The 19,826-nt window shown below is 61.1% G+C and carries 20 protein-coding genes; 17 read left to right on the top strand and 3 right to left on the bottom strand.

Translation table 11 applies throughout. The features are described 5' to 3' along the window. The first annotated feature begins 269 nt into the window (after positions 1–269). Both JONANDRAFT_RS07660 and JONANDRAFT_RS07655 read left to right on the top strand, forming a co-directional pair. Positions 270–1,472 (top strand): DUF819 family protein, encoded by a 1,203-nt coding sequence (locus tag JONANDRAFT_RS07660; RefSeq protein ID WP_008519770.1) that lies wholly within the window; start codon positions 270–272, stop codon positions 1,470–1,472. 481 nt (positions 1,473–1,953) lie between these two features. Beyond that, positions 1,954–2,460 (top strand): YhcH/YjgK/YiaL family protein, encoded by a 507-nt coding sequence (locus JONANDRAFT_RS07655; protein ID WP_008519766.1) that lies wholly within the window; start codon positions 1,954–1,956, stop codon positions 2,458–2,460. 50 nt (positions 2,461–2,510) lie between these two features. Here the strand turns inward: JONANDRAFT_RS07655 and JONANDRAFT_RS07650 are convergent, their stop codons facing one another. Further along, the gene (locus JONANDRAFT_RS07650; RefSeq protein WP_008523451.1) at positions 2,511–4,673 is read right to left on the bottom strand and encodes a heavy metal translocating P-type ATPase; all 2,163 of its coding nucleotides are present in this window, start codon (positions 4,671–4,673) and stop codon (positions 2,511–2,513) included. A gap of 273 nt (positions 4,674–4,946) precedes the next feature. On the opposite strand from JONANDRAFT_RS07650, the gene JONANDRAFT_RS07645 reads away from it, so the two are divergent. The 8 genes from JONANDRAFT_RS07645 to JONANDRAFT_RS07610 all read left to right on the top strand — a co-directional run bounded on the left by JONANDRAFT_RS07645 (position 4,947) and on the right by JONANDRAFT_RS07610 (position 12,096). Next, on the top strand, positions 4,947–5,894 hold the full coding sequence (locus JONANDRAFT_RS07645; RefSeq protein WP_008519760.1) for a tripartite tricarboxylate transporter substrate binding protein: 948 nt from the start codon (positions 4,947–4,949) through the stop codon (positions 5,892–5,894). Positions 5,895–5,906: 12 nt separating this feature from the next. Then, on the top strand, positions 5,907–6,353 hold the full coding sequence (locus tag JONANDRAFT_RS07640; protein ID WP_008523450.1) for a tripartite tricarboxylate transporter TctB family protein: 447 nt from the start codon (positions 5,907–5,909) through the stop codon (positions 6,351–6,353). 1 nt (position 6,354) lies between these two features. Next, positions 6,355–7,830 (top strand): tripartite tricarboxylate transporter permease, encoded by a 1,476-nt coding sequence (locus JONANDRAFT_RS07635; protein WP_008519757.1) that lies wholly within the window; start codon positions 6,355–6,357, stop codon positions 7,828–7,830. 21 nt (positions 7,831–7,851) lie between these two features. Further along, positions 7,852–8,340, top strand: a complete 489-nt coding sequence (locus tag JONANDRAFT_RS07630; RefSeq protein ID WP_008523448.1) for a prolyl-tRNA synthetase associated domain-containing protein — start codon at positions 7,852–7,854, stop codon at positions 8,338–8,340. A 195-nt stretch (positions 8,341–8,535) separates the two neighbouring features. Beyond that, positions 8,536–9,501, top strand: a complete 966-nt coding sequence (msrB, locus tag JONANDRAFT_RS08540) for a peptide-methionine (R)-S-oxide reductase MsrB (RefSeq protein WP_155801310.1) — start codon at positions 8,536–8,538, stop codon at positions 9,499–9,501. A 74-nt stretch (positions 9,502–9,575) separates the two neighbouring features. Further along, a complete protein-coding gene (locus tag JONANDRAFT_RS07620; protein ID WP_008519751.1) occupies positions 9,576–10,067 on the top strand; it encodes a flavodoxin in 492 nt (163 codons plus the stop codon). Positions 10,068–10,265: 198 nt separating this feature from the next. Next, positions 10,266–10,847 carry a hypothetical protein gene (locus JONANDRAFT_RS07615; protein ID WP_008523443.1) on the top strand — a complete coding sequence of 194 codons (582 nt, stop codon included), beginning with the start codon at positions 10,266–10,268 and terminating at the stop codon, positions 10,845–10,847. 97 nt (positions 10,848–10,944) lie between these two features. Continuing rightward, complete coding sequence (locus JONANDRAFT_RS07610) at positions 10,945–12,096, top strand: M20 metallopeptidase family protein (protein ID WP_008519748.1); 1,152 nt, start codon at positions 10,945–10,947, stop codon at positions 12,094–12,096. Between the two features lie 196 nt (positions 12,097–12,292). Here the strand turns inward: JONANDRAFT_RS07610 and nikR are convergent, their stop codons facing one another. After that, entirely contained in the window at positions 12,293–12,724 is a 432-nt protein-coding gene (nikR, locus tag JONANDRAFT_RS07605) for a nickel-responsive transcriptional regulator NikR (RefSeq protein ID WP_008523441.1), read from the bottom strand. A 95-nt stretch (positions 12,725–12,819) separates the two neighbouring features. Here nikR and JONANDRAFT_RS07600 point away from each other — a divergent pair, with 95 nt between their 5' ends. Both JONANDRAFT_RS07600 and JONANDRAFT_RS07595 read left to right on the top strand, forming a co-directional pair. Next, positions 12,820–14,229 (top strand): class II fumarate hydratase, encoded by a 1,410-nt coding sequence (locus JONANDRAFT_RS07600; protein ID WP_008523440.1) that lies wholly within the window; start codon positions 12,820–12,822, stop codon positions 14,227–14,229. Beyond that, a complete protein-coding gene (locus JONANDRAFT_RS07595) occupies positions 14,226–14,876 on the top strand; it encodes a nitroreductase (RefSeq protein WP_008523438.1) in 651 nt (216 codons plus the stop codon). Before JONANDRAFT_RS07600 ends, JONANDRAFT_RS07595 begins: the two co-directional genes overlap by 4 nt. Before the next feature lie 57 nt (positions 14,877–14,933). On the opposite strand, the gene JONANDRAFT_RS07590 is transcribed toward JONANDRAFT_RS07595, so the two are convergent. After that, positions 14,934–15,602, bottom strand: a complete 669-nt coding sequence (locus tag JONANDRAFT_RS07590; RefSeq protein ID WP_008523437.1) for an HAD family hydrolase — start codon at positions 15,600–15,602, stop codon at positions 14,934–14,936. A 208-nt stretch (positions 15,603–15,810) separates the two neighbouring features. Here JONANDRAFT_RS07590 and JONANDRAFT_RS07585 point away from each other — a divergent pair, with 208 nt between their 5' ends. The 5 genes from JONANDRAFT_RS07585 to JONANDRAFT_RS07570 all read left to right on the top strand — a co-directional run bounded on the left by JONANDRAFT_RS07585 (position 15,811) and on the right by JONANDRAFT_RS07570 (position 19,763). Then, positions 15,811–16,032, top strand: coding sequence for a FeoA family protein (locus JONANDRAFT_RS07585; protein WP_008519738.1), 222 nt, complete (start codon positions 15,811–15,813; stop codon positions 16,030–16,032). Continuing rightward, positions 16,029–17,669 (top strand): ferrous iron transport protein B, encoded by a 1,641-nt coding sequence (gene feoB / locus JONANDRAFT_RS07580; RefSeq protein ID WP_050803061.1) that lies wholly within the window; start codon positions 16,029–16,031, stop codon positions 17,667–17,669. Before JONANDRAFT_RS07585 ends, feoB begins: the two co-directional genes overlap by 4 nt. A gap of 15 nt (positions 17,670–17,684) precedes the next feature. Beyond that, positions 17,685–18,506 (top strand): nucleoside recognition domain-containing protein, encoded by an 822-nt coding sequence (locus JONANDRAFT_RS07910; RefSeq protein WP_050803060.1) that lies wholly within the window; start codon positions 17,685–17,687, stop codon positions 18,504–18,506. A gap of 99 nt (positions 18,507–18,605) precedes the next feature. Next, a complete protein-coding gene (locus tag JONANDRAFT_RS07575) occupies positions 18,606–18,917 on the top strand; it encodes a hypothetical protein (RefSeq protein ID WP_008519732.1) in 312 nt (103 codons plus the stop codon). A gap of 51 nt (positions 18,918–18,968) precedes the next feature. Continuing rightward, complete coding sequence (locus JONANDRAFT_RS07570) at positions 18,969–19,763, top strand: DUF4198 domain-containing protein (RefSeq protein ID WP_008519729.1); 795 nt, start codon at positions 18,969–18,971, stop codon at positions 19,761–19,763. Positions 19,764–19,826: the final 63 nt, after the last annotated feature.

The following is a 19,826-nucleotide window of genomic DNA, read 5'->3' as shown; positions in this document are numbered from 1 at the left end:
AAAAGGCCGCGTCGGACAAGTCCGCGCGGCCCTCTTTGCGGTAGAACGGCACAAGGCGGCGGACTAGAAGTTCCGCCACCACCAAGACATATTCAGCTGGAATGAGCGTACGATCATAAAAATCGCTCCTCACTGAAGATAGGGCAATTATAGTCTCGGGAAGGCCGCCCCGTCAAGGAAAGTTCGCCAAGGGAGAGCCGGCCGGAGAGAGTATAATACCCGAAGATAAGGGAAAGAGTTTTCGCACAAAACACAGGGGGCATGTTGGTATGGAAAGCACGCTGATTCGGCCCGACGACATTTGGTCGCTGTGGGCCCTCTTGGTCGGTTGGGCGGCCGTGAGCATTTACTTGGAGCAGAAATATCGCTGGGCCGCGAAGGTGTCCGGCGCGGTTATCGCGCTGTTGGGCGCGCTGGTGCTGTCAAACCTGCGGGTCATTCCCACTGACAGCCCGGTGTACGACGCTGTTTGGGAGTATGTGGTCCTTTTGGCCGTCCCGATGATGCTCTTCGGTGCCGACCTGCGGCGTATTTGGCGCGAGAGCGGCCGGACGTTCTTGGCGTTTCACTTAGCCGCGTTTGGAACCGGTTTAGGGGCAACGCTGGCGATTGCCCTGATGGGCCGGGTAATGCCCGAGCCTCTGGCCATCGGCAGCATGATGACCGGCTCCTACATCGGCGGCACGGTCAACTTCGTCGCCATGGCCGACCAGTTCCACGTGAGCCAAAACGTGATGAACGCGGCGATCGTGGCGGATAACCTGAACATGACGCTGTACTTCTTCGTGCTTTTTGCCATTCCGACGGTCGCCTTTTTCCGGCGCCATTTCCCCACCCCCTACGAGACGAAAGCCAACGAGTTGGTGGACGCGGCGGCCAATCGGGCGGCGGCGTACTGGGGACGCAAGGAAATATCCCTGTTGGACATTGCCAAGGTCGTAGGAACCGGTTTCGTGCTGGCGGCTGTGAGCGTCAAACTGGCCAGCTGGGTCGGAGGCATGGCGTCGCTGCCGACTGTGGTGCGCGCGATTTTTGGCAGCAAGTACTTTGTCGTCACCACGCTGACCGTGATTGCCGTGACCTGTTCGCCCAAGTATTTTGCCGAATGCCGGGGTTCGAACGAGATCGGCACGTTCTTAATTTATATTTTCCTCGTCGTCATCGGCGCGCCGGCCTCGATCGGGGCGATTATCCGCCAAAGCCCGATCCTTCTCGTGTTCTGCGCCTTTGTGGTGTGCTGCAACATGCTCGTCACCCTAGCGCTTGGAAAACTTTTCCGGTTCAACTTGGAAGAGCTTCTCGTCGCGTCAAACGCCACAGTCGGCGGCCCCACCACGGCTGCGGCGATGGCTATCTCCAAGGGCTGGAGCGACCTCGTCCTGCCGGCGATGCTCGTGGGCGTTTGGGGATACGTGATCGGCAACTGGTGCGCCGTCTTTTTAGGTCAGCTCGTGTTCCCTTCGGTTCTGTAATATAGTTATTTAGTTAGGCCGCCGCAGGTTTCTGCGGCGGCCTAAGTTTTTCCGAACCGGCCAATGAAAAAGCCTCCCCAACGGGGAGGCTAATTCACGAAACTGAACGCTCGAAGCAGACCGGCTGAGGCGCGTCAGACGAAGCGTCGCAAAGCTTTGAGGGGGAAGAGGGACCGTCCGCGAGGGGGGTGGACGGCTCGACGCAGGAAGAGGGGTTCCTGCCGAACTAACGCGCCCAAAGGAGAGGGGGCTCCCGCTGTCAGCTGTTGCTTTCGAGGCTCCGCATAGGCTGCGGATCGTTCCTGGAGAGTCGGAAGAAACCAAGGCGAAGAGGGTCGTCTTGTTAGCTTCTTCTAACATGAGGAATAATAGCACGGGAATTTGGAACGCGCAAGAGGGGAGTTTTTTCTTTTTTCGTCTGGGACGAGGGCTTTCGTTCGTGATAGCATAAAACGGACGAAAAGAACTGGGAGGGTTGAGAATGATCTGCTGTCATCTGGACGACGCTGGGTTCTACGAGGCTCTTGGCCCCGGGCTGGTTCAAGCGGTATCTTTTCTGCGGCGGCCGTGGGAAGACGAGCGTTTTTCGTCCGTCAGGGCGCTCGCCGATCTGCCGGTCGGCAAGTGGCCTTTGGACGGCGAAAGACTTTTCGTGTCGGTGGAGGAGCCTTTGACCCGGCCAGCGGATTTGACGCCGCTGGAAAGCCACAGGCGCTTCGTGGACTTGCAGATGACGCTTCTCGGAGAGGAGCGGATGATCTGGCGCCCGCTCGGGGGACTGACGTCTCGGGGCGAGTGGGATTTGGCCCGGGACATTCGGTTTTATGAGCCCTGCCCTGAAGGCTCAATCGTCGACGCCTCTGACGGACGAATGGTCCTCTTTTTCCCTCACGACGGCCACGGCCCGCTCGTGGCGCCGAAGACCCCAGCGAAGATTAAGAAGCTGGTTGTCAAAATCAGCTGGGCCCTGTTGAACTTGAAGGGCTGAAGAAAAGCGCCCGCCGCAGAAACTGCGACGGGCGCTCTGTTTTTGAGCGGTTATTTTCGGTTGATTCGGGAGCTGTTGGCGATGACAGAAATGGAGCTTAAAGTCATTGCGGCCTCGGCGATGAGCGGGTGGAGCAGGGCAGCCATGGCCAGAGGAAGGGCGACAAAGTTGTACCCGAACGCCCAGAACAGGTTCTGTCGGATCACCTGAAAGCTGAGCCGAGAAACGGCGATAACGTCCGGCAGGGCGGGCTGGTCCATCTGGACGATCACCGCGTCGGCATTGTCGACTGCCAGCTCGCTGCCGCTTCCCACCGCGATACCCACGTCGGCGCCCTTGAGGCCTGCCGCGTCGTTGATTCCGTCGCCCAACATGACGACCTTGTGCCCTTGGGACTGATAGCGGCGGACGATTTTGAGCTTCTCTTCCGGGCGAACTTCCGAAAGCCACTCAGAAATGCCCACGGCCCGCGCGACTCGCTCGGCGGCCGCGTCGTTGTCGCCTGTAGCCATCACGGGCTGAACGCCTTGGTCGATCAGCCGGGAGACCATTTCCTTCGCTCCTGGGCGAATAGGATCCTGCAGGGCGATCAACCCGATCGGCTGGCCGTCCTTGGTGACTTGAACGACCGTCCGTCCCAGCGCCAGCTGTTCCTGAACCTCAGGAAGCCGCTTGCTGATCAGCCGACCGATGACCCACAGACAGCCGTCGACTCGGGCGGAGACGCCTTGGCCCGCTTCCTCGGATACGTCGGACGCCGGCCGGACGTCCGGGCACAGCGCCGAAATCGCCTTGGCGAGCGGGTGGCTGGACGCCGCCTCGATCGACGCCACAGTGCTGAGCGCGTCGTCAGGCAGGTTGTGCCAGACGACTTCCGGGCGTCCCAGCGTGAGGGTGCCGGTCTTATCGAGAACGGCGACGGAAACGGACCCCAGCGTCTGGACCGCTTCGGCGTTGCGGATAATGACGCCCCGCCGGCTGGCCGCGCCGGTAGCGGAAATCAGCGCCATGGGCGTTGCCAGCCCGAGGGCGCAGGGACAGGCGATCAGCAGAGTGGACAAAAAGGCGAACAGCGCCAGATCGCCAGGGCTGCGAAGTGACGTCACCCAAGGCAGGTACTGTCTCGCCGCGTCAAGGAACGAATAAAACCGGTCACCGGTGAGAAGCCAGAAAACCCCGGCGATGACGGCCAGCCCGGCGACGAGAGGGACAAACGCGCCGGTGACCCGGTCGGCGAACGCCTGAATGGGGATTTTTGCCCCCTGCGCTTCCTGAATGATGGCGATGATCTGGGACAGAAAACTGTCCTCGCCCACGTGGGTGACTTGAACGTCCAGCTGGCCGGAAACGAGCACGCTGCCGCCTGTGACGTCGTCGCCGGCGCTTTTGGCGCTGGGGATAGGCTCGCCGGTGAGCATGGCCTCGTCCACGGATCCTGTGCCGGTTAGGACTTGGCCGTCCGCCGGGATCCTTTCACCGGCCATGACCCGAATGACCTGTTCGGGCTGAAGCAGCTCAATCGGCACGGTGGTCGTCACGCCGTCGTCCGAGACCAGTCGGGCGTCTTTGGATTGAATGGTCAGCAGGGCGCGGATCTCCCGGGCCGCCCGGTCCCTCAGTCGGGACTCGATGTACCGCCCGATCAAGTGAAGGGTCACGATCATCGGCGCCAACATTCCAAACGACGGAATATGAAAGCCGGCGGCTTCCAAGGCGCAGGTCAGCCACGCGGCCAACGCGCTGAGGGCCACCAGCACGTCCATGTTGGCGTGTCCGTGGGACAGGGCGATCCACGAGCTTTTTAGGACGCCGGCGCCGGCGGCGAAAATGGCGGCCGTGCCGCAGACGAGGTTAATCCAAACGGCGTATGGAACGTGGTGGCCTGCCATGTGAAAGCCCATGAGAACGGTCGGCGGGATCATCGCGATCACGGCCACGGCCATATTCCGACGGGCGGCCTGATATCGTTTTCGCTCCGCGTCCAGCGGGCGCTCTCTGGACGTCTGATATCCCGCGCGGCGGATCGCTTCTTCGAGGACTTCCAGCGGAACCGGCTTGTCCAGCACGGCAAACGCGGTGCTCGTGGCTAGGTTGACTGCCGCGAACTTGACCCCGTCCACCTGCATCAGACTCTTCTCGACGATTCTGACGCACCCGGCGCAGGTCATGCCCAGCACCGTGATCGAACAGGTCGTCTTGTTTGCCGCTTCCATGGCGTTCACACTCCTCGCGATTTCTGACATTTTCAGCCTTATTATGGACGACCGGCCCGGCCGTGGGTATCAAGTAAAAAGGTGATCCCAGTCCGCGCAGATAAACTACTTTGGGAAAAATATCCCGCCGAGATTGAGCTCGCCGCGGTTGAAGGGAGAAGGGGAGAAGTTAGCCTTTCGTTACGATAACCTTTCAGGTAAAATGAACCCATGCAAGTGAAGTCACAGACTTGGCGTTAATACCAAAATTTCCCGAAAAAGGGGTGCGTACGCATGAAAAAACGTTCCATCGCTTTAGGGCTCCTGACCGCTCTTGCACTGCCGGCTATGGCCTTGGCCGCCTACCCGGAAAAGCCAATTTCAGTCATCGTCCCGTCCACCGCCGGTGGCGGCACCGACACGATGGCCCGCATCGTGGCCAAGTTCGCCGAACCGCTGCTGGGTCAGCCGATGGTGATCGTCAACAAGCCAGGCGCTGGCGGGCAGATCGGTTTTGAGGCGATTGCCAGAGCAAAAGCCGACGGCTACACGATTGGCTGTCTGTACACGCCTCACCTGACCGCTCACGTCTCCGACAAGCGGGCCGGGTACACCAATGACAGCTTCTACGCGATCGCCAACGTGGTGACCGACCCGGGCATTCTCGTCGTCCCGGCGAACAGTCCCTTCAAGACCATGGCCGATATGGTGGCGGCGGCGAAGGCCGAGGGCGCTCACCTGACTGCCGGAACGTCCGGCCCGGGCGGCGACGACGATTTCGCCCGGGGAATGACCGAGGAATCCTGCGGCATCAAGCTGACGCCCGTGCCGTCCAAGGGATCGTCGGACGCGAAAGCGACCGTCATGGGCGGTCACGTCGATATGTCGTTCATGAACGTGTCGCAGGTGGAAGCTCAGATCAAGTCGGGCGACCTTCGCGCCCTAGCCGTGCTGACCAAGGCGCGGGTTGCCGAGCTGCCTGACGTCCCCACCGCTTTGGAGCAGGGGTATGACGGGATTTTCTCCGACTCGTCCCGCGGTTTTGCCGCGCCCGCCGGCGTGTCCGACGAGGTCAAGGCGAAGCTGGACGAGGTATTTGCCGCGGTCATGAAGGATCCTGAGTTCCTGAAAGCCGCCGAAGGACAGCTTCAGCTGAACGTCATGGATCACGCTGCCTACGCGGAGTACTTGGCCGAGCAGCAGAAGATGACGGACAGACAATTCGAGGTCAACCCCTGGTAAGGGAGACGGCGAATGAATAAAAAAACCCTCGACATCCTGAGCGGAGCCGCGGGGATTCTTCTGGCGGCGGCCATATTCATGGCCGCCGCTTTGTTCCCTCAAAGCGCCGCGCGCTCGGCTCGGTACGTCAAGTTCCTGTCCTGCGTGATGGGCGTCCTGTGCGCCGTCTTGGTGGGAAGCGCGGCCTTTTCCCGGCGCAACGCTGAGCCGATTCGGTGGATTAAGGCTCGGCGGCCCTTCTGGCTGGCTTTGGTCGCTACGGTCGCCTACGCGGCGGCTATGAACTGGCTGGGTTTTTACCTGTCCAGCGGACTGTACGTGATCGCCCTCGGCTGGGGGCTTGGGTACCGCCGGCCGGTCAGCTTGTTCCTGTCAGCGGCGATCCTTCTGCTGGTCATCTGGGGCGTGTTCGAGCGCTTCCTCGTCGTCCCGATCCCTCGGGGAATATGGGGGTTCTGATATGTTGAGTCTGCTGACGCAAGCCTGTCTTACCCTCCTGCAGTGGAAGGTCCTGGCGGCAATTTTCGTCGGAACGGCGTCGGGCATCGTCATCGGCGCGATTCCTGGCCTGACCGCCACAATGGCCGTGGCCCTGCTGATACCAGTGACGTTCGGCATGGACCCGGTCGTCGGCCTCGCCCTGATGGGCGGTGTGTACTCCGGCGGCATGTACGGCGGGGCGATTTCGTCGGTTCTGCTTTCCACGCCCGGAACGCCCGCGGCGGCGGCGACGGCGTTTGACGGCTACCCGATGACCCGGAAGGGCGAGGGCGGCAAGGCCATTGCCGTGGCGACGGTCGCCAGCTTCTGGGGCGGCATCATCTCCACGCTCGCGCTACTGTTCGTCGCGCCGCCTCTGGCCCGGGTGGCGCTCGAGTTCGGACCGCCGGAGTACTTCCTGCTGGCGATCCTCGGCCTGTCCAGCATCGTCACGCTCACGTCAGGCAACCTGCTCAAGGGGCTTATTTCGGGCTGTCTTGGGCTGCTGGTCGCGCTGGTAGGGACCGACCCAATTGACGGGTACATTCGTTTTTCCGGCGGCTTCATCGAGCTGTTTGAGGGCGTGTCGTTCATGCCCGCGCTCATCGGGCTGTTCTCGGTGAGCCAAATTCTGGAGCTCACGTCTGAGACTCATATCCTGCAGCTGGAAGCCGATCCGAATTCGCTCAAGCGGTCCAAACTGCCCAAAGGTCTGGGCGGAACGATCGCCCGAGGCGGCCTGATCGGCACCATCGTCGGCATCCTGCCCGGAGCCGGCGCGACGATTTCGGCGTTCATCTCCTACAACTTGGCCAAGCAGATCGACAAGGAGCCGGAGACGTTCGGCACCGGGAACCCCAAAGGCGTCGCGGCATCGGAGAGCGCCAACAACGGCTGTGTCGGCGGGTCGCTGGTGCCCCTGCTCACGCTGGGAATCCCCGGCAACTCGGTGGCGGCCGCTCTCATGGGCGGGCTGATGATTCACAACCTCATTCCTGGGCCGGAGCTCTTCACCCGGTTCGGCGGGGTGACCTACGCGTTTATCCTGTCGCTGTTCTTGGCCAACGTGGTCTTTCTCGTGCTGGGGCTCTACTGCGCCCCAATTTTTGCCCGAGTGGCCACCGCGCCCAACGCGGTGCTCATTCCGGCGATCGCCGTTCTGTCCGTCGTGGGCAGCTATGCCATTCAGAACAGCATGTTCGACGTGGGGCTCATGCTGGCGTTCGGCGTGGCAGGGTATTTCCTCAAGCGGGCCGGGTTTGACCTAGGAGCCATCGTGCTTGGGCTGATCCTTGGCCCGATTGCCGAGCTCGGGTTCGGCCAGTCGCTGGCCATTTCCGGCGGGTCTTTTGCGATTTTCTTCGACCGGCCGGTCAGTCTGGTCCTCTGGGCCCTGATCGTCCTGCTGCTGGTGCCGGCGTTCATTAAAAAGCGCCGTCGGGCCCCAAAGGCCTGAAGCTGGAAAGGAGAAACGAAGATGACGCGCGGCGAAGTTGAAGCGTGGCTGAAAGAAAAAGGAATCCCGTTTGAGGTGACCGAACACGAGCCGGTGTTCACCATCGAGGAGATGGAGCGTTTAGGCCTGACGAAGCTGGGAACGGTCTGCAAGAACCTGTTCCTTCGGGACGGCAAGGGGACGAAGCACTTTTTAGTCGTCATGCGGGAGGACCGGCGGGCCGACCTGAAACGGCTGTCCGCCCAGCTGAACGCGTCTCGCCTCAGTTTTGCGTCGGCCGAGCGGCTGATGAAGTACTTAGGGCTGACCCAAGGGGCGGTCACGCCGCTGGGAATTTTAAACGACGCGTCCCATCAGGTCATTGTTGTGTTGGATAAAGGGCTTCTCGGCGAAAAGCGGCTGGGTATTCACCCGTGCGAGAACACCGCCACGCTGTGGATCAGCTGTCCTGACCTGCTGAAGGTTGTCGAACTCTGCGGCAACCCGCTGATCGAAGAGAACTTTGACTGACCGTGAGACAGAGAAGGACAAATTAACAGAAAAGAGAGAATTGCGGGCATATCCTACTGGAGGGCCCGCAATTCTTCGTTGCGGATCGTTGGGGCCCTCCATACAATGAATTTATCTGATAATTTGCACGGAGGTGACCCAATGAGAGGATTAGCAAAAACGGTTTTAACGCTCGCTATTTTAGGAGGTGCGACCATGGCAAACGCAGAAGTGAAGACGATTTATCTTGCCGGAGGCTGTTTTTGGGGACTTGAAGCGTACCTGTCAAATCTCCCCGGCGTGGTGGATACAGAGGTCGGTTATGCCAACGGCCTGAACAAGGCGCCCAGCTATCAGGAGGTCTGCACCGGGCTGACCGGTCACGCTGAAACCGTCAGAGCCCGATACGACGATCAGGTCATCGGCTTGGAACGGCTCGTCTCGCTGTTCCTGTCGGTCATCGACCCCACGTCGGTGAACCGTCAGGGCGGCGACGTGGGAACCCAGTACCGAACCGGCGTGTACTACGAAAACGAGGCCGACCGGCCCCAGATTCAGCTCGCCTTTGACGCCGCGGCCCGGCAGCTCGGCCAGCCGCTGGCAGTGGAGCTCAAGCCGTTGGAGAACTTCTTCCCGGCCGAGGACTACCACCAGGACTACCTGAAAAAGAATCCCGGCGGCTACTGCCATATCCCCCGTTCGCTCATCGAAGACGCGGCCAAGACCGTCCCGGAGACGCGCGCCTACGTCCGGCCGAGTGACGAAGAACTTCGCAAAAAATTGAGCCCCCTGTCGGCTCACGTGATGCTTGAAAACGGCACGGAAGCTCCGTTTGACAACGAATACTGGAAGACCGACGAACCGGGAATCTACGTGGACGCCGCGACCGGCGAGCCGCTCTTCTCGTCCCGGGACAAGTTCGACTCCGGCTGCGGCTGGCCTGCGTTCTCGGCCCCGATAGAGGGGAGCGCCGTTCACGAGCGGGTTGACGCGTCCCACGGCATGATCCGGACGGAAGTGCGGAGCCGGGCCGGAGACCTTCACCTCGGCCACGTGTTTGAGGACGGCCCGAAGGATAAAGGCGGCCTGCGGTACTGCATCAACAGCGCGGCGGTCCGCTTTATCCCGCTGTCCAAAATGGACGAGGAAGGCTACGGCGCTTGGAAGGACAAAGTAAAGTAACGATCCCTTGTTCCTCTTCCGACGACGTGCTATGATGTTAGTGCATGGTAACTTTATGTCGGGAGGTAGGGAGTATGAAAATCGGAGTCTTTTACGGCAGCACCACTGGCGTAACCCAAGAAGCGGCGGAAACGATCGCTGAAAAGCTCGGCGCCGACGTGAAGAACGTCGCGGAGGCTGAGGCTTCTGATTTTGACGGTTATGATGTGCTGGTTCTCGGCAGCTCCACGTGGGGGCTGGGAGATCTTCAGGACGACTGGGCCGATTTTCTGCCCAAAGTCGCCAGCAGCAATCTGTCCGGCAAAAAAATCGCCCTGTTCGCCTGCGGCGATCAGGTGGGCTACAGCGACACCTTCGGCGACGCCATCGCCGAAATCCACGATCAGCTGGCTTCGTCCGGCGCGGCCTTCATCGGCGCGTGGCCGGCGGACGGCTATGAGGGAACCGGCCGGGCTCTGAAGGACGGCAAGTTCGTTGGCCTCATGCTGGACGACAACAACCAGTCTGACCAGACGGCTGATCGGATCAGCGGCTGGGTCGATCAGATCAAGGGAGAAATGGCGTAACTCAACCGAGCTGAAGGGAAGCCGCATCGCGGCTTCCCTTTTTGCTTTCAGAAGATTTTTGAAGCGAAGACTATTCATCGGCTCAAGAAAACCTTGCTTCTTGGGCCGAAAAACATATAATAAAAGAGATACGTATATTATCTGCTTTAAAAGTCAGTGAAAGTTGTTAAGAGTTTCGCGGCGAAAAGAGGGATCTGCGTGAAAAAATTGCTAATGACACTTCTCATGCTGGGATTGGCAGCAGCCAATCTTTCGGCTGCCGCGCCCCGCAGTGGGCAGGAGAAGTCGGGAAGCAAACCGCAGGTATCTCAGGAAGCCCTTTCGGAGCCGACGGGCGACTCCTGCCGTGCCGTGCCGTTCTCGTCCCAGCCGGAAGAGTTGAGCGACCTGAAAAACGCGCTCTGTTCGGTGGATCCGAACGCTCAGTTGGAACAAAAAGGAGACCAGTCCGGCGTGGCGTTCTGTTTTGCCCCCGGGCTGAGGGGCTTTGCTCAGGTGCGGGCCGGGCACGCTCGGCTTGCGTGGTGGTACGACCAAAAAATTTCCGTCGCCGACGGCGAAAAGATCGCCAACGAGTGGAATTCGTGCGCTGACGGCGGCCGAGCTTGGGTCGAAACGATTGACGGCGGCTGCCGCTTTTGGCTGGCCACCGACGCGGCAATTCACCAGCCGATCGACTTAAAGGCCGTCGTCAAGCTGATGGGCGCTTCCGCGCTGCTGAGCGCGCAGACGGTCGACTTTAAAGGATACGTCGACCAGGCCGTGAAAGCGGGCCATTAAGAGATTTGTTCATTCCTAAAAGGACCGCCGGCCGTTCGGCGGTCCCGTTTTTTCTGGCAAATATTCCATACCGCTGGGGCGGCTGTGAGGGAGAAGGATGGAGTACAGCGAACTGGTCCGGTCAATCGGCAAATGGCTGTCCGAAACGTACCGGGCGTTTCATCGGACGCCTGAGTTGGACCGTCATCTGCCCCAGACGAAAGCTCGAATAGAAGCCGTCGCGGCCGAAATAGGCGTGCCGCTGCGCGAGTGCGCCGGCGGGCTTGTCGCGTTCCTGCCGGGCGGCGGCGGGGCTGGAATCGTCCTGCGGGCCGATATGGACGCCCTGCCGGTTACTGAGGCCACAGGCCTGCCGTGGTCGTCCCAAATTCCCGGGCAGATGCACGCCTGCGGGCACGACGCCCACGTGACCATGGCGCTGGGCGCTTTAAAACTGCTGAAGGGGCGGAAGCTTCCCGGTCCGCTGACGGTTTGCTTTCAGCCTGCCGAGGAGACGACCGGCGGGGCCAAGCCGATGATCGACGCGGGGGCGGCGGGCCGCGCCGGCATGGCGTTTGCCCTGCACGTGGCGCCTTGGCTGGACGTCGGCATCGTCGGCGCCGCTAGCGGCGCCGTGCTGGCCTCGTCGGATACCTTTTCGGTGACTATTTCCGGCCGAGGCGGCCATGGCGCGTCGCCTCACTTGGCAGTTGACCCGGTCGTGGCGGCCTGTCGAGCCGTCGACGCGCTGCAGACCGTCGTCAGCCGGACGAGCCGGCCGTCTGACGGCGTTGTCGTCACGGTTGGCAGCTTCCACGCCGGAAGCGCCGGCAACGTCATTCCCGAGGACGCTCGATTTGACGGGATCATTCGCACCCTGTCGCGGGACGGCCGGGTTCGGGCGAAAGAGGCGGTTCGCCGGGTCGCCGAGTACACCGCCAATTCATGCGGAGCCAGCGCGGCCGTCTCGTTCGTCGAAAGCTATCCAGCGGTGATCAACGACCCTCGGGCCGTTCAGCTGGTTCAGGCGGTGGCCCGCCGCTGCGGGGTTCAGTCCGTGACACCGCCGGAGCCGTCGATGACCTGCGACGACTTCGCCTACTTCTGTCAGGCTCTGCCAAGCTGTTACGCCCACTTAGGCTGCCGTCATCCAGGCGAAACGGACGCCGCGGGGCTTCACAGCTCTCGTTTCCGGCTCGACGAGTCGTGTCTGCCTCTGGGAACGGCGCTGCTGTGCGAGCTGGCTGCCGCCGGCGCGCCTTGCGAATGATCGGACGAGCGGCTGCGCGCCTATTAAAATTTGTCTGAAATGTTAAAGGCCCGGCCCCGCGGAAGCGGGGCTGGGCCTCTTATTAGAGTTCTTACTCAGCTATGATGCTGGGGACAAGTCCAGCTGTTTTCCCGAATGGAACGGGAAGCTTTTCGCTTGACGCTCCGACGGCGGCAGAACACAATGAAGCAGTTGCTTAAACGAGGGCCCGGACGACGGGAGTTAAACTCAGAATGGCCTTGAGGGAGCGCATCTCTTCGATGAGCTTTTTGACTCGAGGAACCGGCCCCCGCAGCATGATGACCTCCAAGCAGCCCCGTTCGTTGGCGTGAATGTGGGTGGTGCAGAGGATAACGTCTTTGTAGTGGTGCTGGATCTCGGTCATTTTAGTCCCAGCCTCGCGGGTGTTGTGATTGTACGTGATGGTGATGCTTCCGTACACTTCACCCTGTCCGCTCTGCCACGTGTCGGCGGTGACAAAGTCCCGTATCAGTTGCCGAAGGGCTTCTGAGCGGGTAGGAACGCCCTGTTTGTGAAACCGCTTGTCGAAGAGCTTCAGCAGGCTCTCCGGCACGGCGACGCCGAAGCGAATCAGCTGGTCGTCGTCTGTCTTTTGAGTTTTGTCCACGGAACTTCCCCCTGTCTCTTATGGTTATTTCAGTATACACGTTTAAGCATTTATCCGACAGGTGGGGGCGAAATGTTTTTCAAGGAGGAACGACGATGGAATATCGGATGGAGCACGATACGCTCGGTTCCGTCGAAGTGCCGGCGAACCGCTTGTGGGGGGCTCAGACCCAGCGGAGTCTTCAAAACTTCCCGATAGGGAACGAGTCCGACCGCATGCCGAGGGAAATTATCAAGGCGCTTCTGATAATCAAGGCGGCCTGCGCCAAGATCAACCGGCAGTTCGGGCTGGTGCCTCAGGATATCGCTGACGCGGTGGCGTCCGCGGCCCTTCGGCTGTACGAGAACACGCCGTGGGAAGACTTCCCGCTGCAGGTCTGGCAGACTGGCAGCGGCACTCAGACCAACATGAACGTCAACGAGGTGATAGCCCGCGTCGCGTCCGACGCCATCGGACGTCCTGTTCACCCGAACGACCACGTGAACCGATCCCAGAGCACGAACGACGTTTTCCCGTCGGCCGTTCATCTGGCATCGCTCCTGCTGGCGGAGCGCCGACTGCTCCCGGCGGGAGAGAACTTAGCCAAACGGCTGGAGTCCAAGGCGAGACGGTACTCTCGGCTGATAAAAATCGGCCGGACTCACATGCAGGACGCCACGCCGGTGACGCTAGGGCAGGAAATCGGCGGCTGGGCGGCGTCGGTCCGTCGGGACTTGGGAATGATCGCCACGTCGCTGGAGCTCCTTAGGCCGCTGGCGCTCGGCGGAACGGCTGTGGGAACTGGGCTGAACGCGCCGGCCAATTTCGGCCTGCTCGTGGCTACCGAACTGACCGAGTTTTTAGGCACTCGAATCCTGTCGGAGCGGAACAAGTTTCACGCCCTGTCGAGCCGTGGCGAGCTGTGCGCCTTCCACGGGGTCGTGCGGACGCTGGCGGCTGACGTATTCAAGATCGCCTGCGACGTACGGCTGTTGGCCTCCGGTCCGCGGTGTGGTTTCGGCGAGCTGGTGCTGCCGGCCAACGAGCCGGGCAGTTCGATTATGCCCGGCAAGGTGAACCCCACCCAGTGCGAGGCCATTACCCAGATCGCCATTCAGATCATGGCCAACGACGTGGCGGTATCGATCGCTTCGTCGCAGGGCGCGCTGGAGCTCAACACCTACATGCCTCTGTTGGCCCGCAACGTGCTGTCCAGCTGTCAGCTGCTGGCTGACGGCATGCAGAGCTTTGCCGAGCGCTGCATCGTCGGCATAACGGCGAACGAGAAGCAGATCAGCCGTTTCGTCGGGCAGAGCCTGATGGTTGCGACGGCGCTTACTCCCGTGCTGGGATACGAAAAAGTGGCCGCTCTGGCCAAGTTGGCGTACGAGAACGACTCGTCCATTCGTGAAACCGTGCTGGCCGACGGCGCCTTGACGGCAGAGCAGTACGACCAGCTGATGATGATGGACCGGCTTGTTGGCCGTTCCATGGGCCGCAGCAAGGGCCGAGGCGCCAGGTTATGACCGAGCTGACCGTCTCCGTGGCGATCAAGGCCCGGCGCTCGACGAGAAGCTACAAAAACGAGCCGATTCCCCACGCCCTTTTGGAAGAAGTCCTTCGCCCTGCTTGCATGGCCCCGTCGGCGAAAAACGGCCAGCCTTGGCGGGTTACCGTCCTGCAGGGCGCGCGGCTGGAAGCGTTTCGGGCGGCCGTGGTCGCCGCCTTTGAGTCCGGGAAGACGGGCTCTTTCGGGGCGTCTGCCGGTTCCCTTCGGTCGATGAGGGGCGGCCGGTCGCTTCAGAAGGCGTTTGCCCCGGCGATGGAAGCCGCGGGCGTCTCGCCGGCCGAGCTGATCCGCCGCAGCATCGTCTTTTTCGACGCGCCGGCGGTCGCGCTGGTGTCCCTCGACGAGGCTGACCTGCCCAGAGGACTGGTTGACGCGGGACTTTTTGTCTCTCACCTCTGTCTGGCGGCTCAGGGACTGGGACTCGACAGCTGTATTGCCGGGTACGTTCGGATCGTCGAAGGGGCGGTCTCAGACTTCCTGAACTGGGGAAAGGGGCGGCGGCTTATCCTCGGCGTCGCGCTTGGCTACGGGGCAGGAGAGCCGATCGACGGGTTTAAAAGCCCGAGAGAGCCGTTTGACGAGACGGTTGAATGGGAAGAGTAAACGAAAAGCGAAGCAGCCGGACGGGAAGCCCGTCCGGCTGCTTTTTTTGTGCTCAGTTTAGTTCGGTCGGCAGTTCCCATCGTCGGGAGCCAGCAACCCTTCGCCGGCCAGCAGGCCTTCCAGCTCGGACGGCGCGGCGCAGATCCGCCAAGCTCCGGCGCGGTGCAGCGTCTTCTCGTCGGTGCTCGTCGTCAGGGCGACCACCCTCACGCCCGCGGCGACACCGGCGGCCACGTCAAGGTCGGTGTCCCCGACGTAAACGGTGCATTCGGGAGACGCGCCTAGCTTTTCCATAGCCAAAAGGAGCATGTCCGGGGCCGGCTTGGGGTTGGGCACTTGGCCGGCGCCGATGGAACAGTCCATCAGATCCCACAGGCCGGTTTGGCGCAGAATGGCGTCGCCGGTTCGGCGGTTCGTCGCGCAGCCTGTCGCGAGCCCGCGGCGCCGAAGGTTTTTCAGGCACTGGACCGTTCCGTCCAGCGGGCGGAACAGCGGCAGCTCGCTCGGCAGACAGACCTGTCGGTAGTAGTCGAGTATTTCTTCAGAAATCCCGCCGATCGCCTCGCGCCAGTACGCTTCGTCGTGCAGGCCGATGAACTCCATTAGCCTCTCCCGGGTGACCGGCGGAAAGCCGAACCGCTCGGACAGCAGGCGGAAGCTGTTGAGCATGGCGTCGCTGCTGTCGATCAGCGTCATATCAAAGTCGAAAAGAACCGCTTGAAGCACGAAAAATGGGCCTCCCTTCGCCGGCAGAACCCGGCTGTGTGGGACAAGGATACCACGTAAAACCTGACAGCGTCTGTCGGTCGAACTTCTGATCGCCGCCGGTACAAATTGACGACCCATACTCTATACGATACAATGTTCAGCACTACTAACTTAGCGGACGAGGTATAAGAACCAGAATTTTGTTTTTCGGAAAGGGGTAGGGGGAATGACACTCGACGAGATTCGGCCGGGCAACGTGGTGCGCATACGCCGTTCCAACGCGGCTGGCGTCGTGGGCCAGCGGCTGATGGACATGGGATTCTTTCGGGGGGCGGTAGTCGAAGTTCTGCGCAACGCGCCGTTGGTCGACCCGGTGGAATTTGTCCTTGACGGGGCGCACGTGTCGCTTCGCCATGAGGAGGCCCGACTGCTGGAGGTGGTGTCTTGATATGCATCGGCTTAGTCGGACAGCCTAACTGCGGTAAATCGACGCTGTTCAACATGCTGACCGGCGCGCGGCAGCATGTGGCGAACTACCCTGGCGTGACTGTGGACGTGAAGAGGGGCGCGTTCAAGTTGGACGGGGAGACCTATCAGGTTATCGACCTGCCGGGCGTGTACAGCATGACGTCCTACTCGCTGGAAGAGACGGTTACCCGCGACAGCGTGCTGAGCGGCGAAGCTGACTTCGTCGTCAACGTGCTCGACAGCTCCAACCTGAAACAGGGGCTGTACCTGACGGTTCAGCTCATCGAAATGGGCGTGCCGCTCATTCTGGCTCTGAACATGGCCGACGTGGCCGAAGGCCGGGGGCTGAAGATCGACGCCGGCAAACTGTCCGAGCTGCTGGGCGTCCCGGCCGTGAGAACGGTGGGAAACAAGCTCAGGGGCAAGGCCGAACTTCTGGAAGCGATCAAGGCCAAAAGCTGGAAGAAGTCGGACATGAAGCCGCTGGACTACGGCGACTTGTCCGAGGCCGTGGAAGAGCTGACCAAGGCGATAGAAGGCGTTTCGGGCCTAGCGTTCCCGCCCCGCTGGGGAGCGGTCAAACTTCTCGAGAACGACTCCCAAGTGGAGGACATCCTGAAGGCGACGCCCGCCGGGCCGGGGATTCTTGAGGCGGCGGAGAAGCACAAGAAAAAGTTTTTTGAAGAAATCGGCGACACTTCGGCGGCGGAAGTCGGCCTGAGGCGGCACACCGCCGTTTCGGCCGTGCTGAATCAGATTCAGTCCAAGAGCCGAATCGGGCCGTCGATGACCGACCGAGCGGACAGGATTGTGGTTCACCGGGTCTTCGGGCCGATTATCCTGCTCGGCGTGTTCTACCTGCTGTATTACTTGTCCATCAACCGGGGCTACAAGCTTACCGAGTACTTTGGGCCGGTCCTGCGGCGGATCGAGCTGTACGCCACAATGATCCTTCCCAAGGGCGGCCTTTTGACCGACGGACTCCTGAGGGATTTGGGCATGAGCGTCGTCATCGCCTTGAACGCGGTGCTGAACTACGTGCCGATCTTCCTCGTGCTTTTTGCCTGCATCGCCGTCTTGGAAGACTTGGGCTATATGCCCCGAATCGCGTTCATTCTCGACCGGGCGCTTCGCCGGTTTGGCCTGCAGGGCCAGTCGACCCTGCCGCTGATTCTGGGCGGCGTCTTCGTCGGCGGCTGCGCGGTTCCCGGCGTCATGGCGACCCGGGTCATCGCCGACGAAAAAGCCCGGCTGGCCACGATTCTCGTCGTGCCGATGATGAACTGTCTGGCCAAGGTGCCCCTGTACTCGCTGCTGATCGGCGCGTTCTTCGCCGATATTTCCGCGTCGATGATGGTGTTTATCTCCACGATCACCCTGTTCATGGCGCTGTGCGCGGCCAAAGTGCTCACCATGACGGTGCTGAAGAACAAGCCGTCGGCGCCGTTCATCATGGAGTTGCCGCCGTACCACATCCCGACCCTTCGGGGGGTCGTCCTTCGGTCGGTCGAGCGGACGCTGATTTTCGTCAAAAAGATCGGCACGATCGTCGCGGCTGTGACCGTGGGCATATTCTTTCTGACCCGGTTCCCCGGCGCGCAGGAAGACGTCGTTTAGTCTTGCCAGGCGGATGTGAACAAGGCGGCTCAAGACTTTCGGAGCGCCATCGCGGACACCCGGTTCGCGCCGCTGGTCGCCACCGACGAGGGCATGGAAGAGCTGATCGACGCCATGGACCGCACCAAGCGGGCTATTTTCGCCGGCGTCGCGAAGAGCAATTTGGTGAACTATCTGCCGTCGTCCACGCACTTCGCCGACCTGTACGACGTCTCGAAGAGCAAAGACCCGGACGTCCGCAAGGTCAACAAAGAGTGGCGGGCGTTTTTAGCCGCCCGCGGCCGGGCGAGAAAGCGCCTGTCTGACGACGTGCTTAATCGAAGCGTTCTGGGCCGAATCGGCCAGTTCTTGGAGCCGGTGACCAAGTACGCCGGGTTCAACTGGAAGGTCAACGTGTCGCTGCTGTCCGCCTTGGCAGCCAAGGAAAGCACCGTCGCGACGCTGGGACTGCTGTACAAGCCCGCCGACGAATCGCCGAACGGCAGCATCGCCCACGGACTTCAGAGCGAGGACGGCTACACGCCGCTTCACGCTCTGGCTCTGATGATCTTCATGGCCCTCTATCCGCCCTGTCTGGCGACGCTCGTCATGGTTAAGGTCGAGGCGGGGTCGTGGCGGTGGGTCGGCCTGTCGCTTCTGTTCCCAACCGTTCTTGGCCTGCTGTTCGGTTCGCTGATTTTCAGCGGCGGCCGGGCGTTGGGCCTCAACGGCCCCCAGATGGTGATCGTCTTCTCGGTCTTTGTCGCCATCTGTACGGTTGTTTTAGGAATGATCAAGCCCAAGAATCAGCTGCTTGAACTTCGGAAGGACTCGCCCGAACCGGCGGCGGGAGACTGATTTTTCACTGTGGTGCCTTCCTGCCGGCGAGCGGCAGGTGGACGAAATACCAGATTTCATGCGAAATCTGTATCTTGCAGCACGGAAGGATGATTCAAGTTGAAAAAGAAACTGATCGCGCTTCTGACCCTCGGACTGCTGTGCCTGTCCATTTCCGCGTTTGCCCACACGGCGCTGTTGAACTGCTATCTTGACGGCGACAAGGTCATCTGCGAGGGCGGGTTCTCCGACGGATCGTCCGCTGCCGGCGTTAAACTGATCGTTCGGGACGGGCAGAAGAAAATTCTCATCGACGCCAAGCTGGACGACCAGGGCACCTACGAGTTCCAGAAGCCCGAAGGCGACTACGAAGTGGAATTCAACGCCGGCCCGGGCCATCAGGTGATCGTCGACGGCAAGGATATCGAGTAACGGCTTTTGCAAGACCTCTTCCGAACACATTTGAAAGGGGAGCTATACCCGATGAAGAGATTTGCCGGCTTTGCCGCCGCTGCTGCGCTCGTCCTCTGCGCCGTCCCTGCGATGGCTCACTTCCAGATGATCTATACCCCGACCAGCGTCCTTGAAAAGGGCGCGACGATTCCCGTTCGACTGGTGTTCACCCACCCCTTCGAGGCCGGACACACGATGGACATGGGCGTTCAGGAGTTCTTTGTGGTGCACAAAGAGAAAAAGACCGACCTGAAGGGCGACCTGAAGCCCATCAAGTGGACCAGCCTGACCAATCAGGGTGACGCTTTCGCGGCCGACGCCAAGTGCCGCTCTATGGGCGACTACGTCTTTGGCCTCGTGCCGACCCCGTACTATGAGCCCAGCGAAGACCTGTGGATGCAGCAGTGCACCAAGATGATCGTCAACGTCGGCGGCACGCCTACCGATTGGGACGCGCTGGTCGGCCTGCCGGTCGAGATTCTCCCGCTTGCCAAGCCCTACGGCCTGTGGAAGGGCAACGTCTTTGTCGGCGTTGTCACCGCCGACGGCAAACCCGTTCCGAACGCCGAAATCGAAGTAGAGTACCTGAACCACGCTCCTGATCTGAAAAAGAACTGCTTCGTCAAGAAGGCTGCCATCGAGGACGCCAAGGAAGTTTTCTTCACCCAGACCATCAAGGCCGACGCGAACGGCACGTTCGTCTACGCTTTGCCCAAGGCCGGCTGGTGGGGATTCGCGGCGCTCGAAGCGGCGACCGTCCAGGTTGACGGCCACGACGTCGAACAGGATGCAGTACTTTGGGTCGAGGTCACTGACCTGAAGTAACGGCGTAAAGCACCGGCGTATTTCTGGCGTCTGGGCATATCCCAGGAGTGGGGAACTTCGAGG

The organism is Jonquetella anthropi DSM 22815 (genome assembly GCF_000237805.1).
In the GTDB taxonomy this organism is placed as follows: domain Bacteria; phylum Synergistota; class Synergistia; order Synergistales; family Dethiosulfovibrionaceae; genus Jonquetella; species Jonquetella anthropi.
The sequence above is the reverse complement of the archived record's forward strand: the minus strand, read 5'-3'. Positions and strand labels throughout refer to the sequence as shown.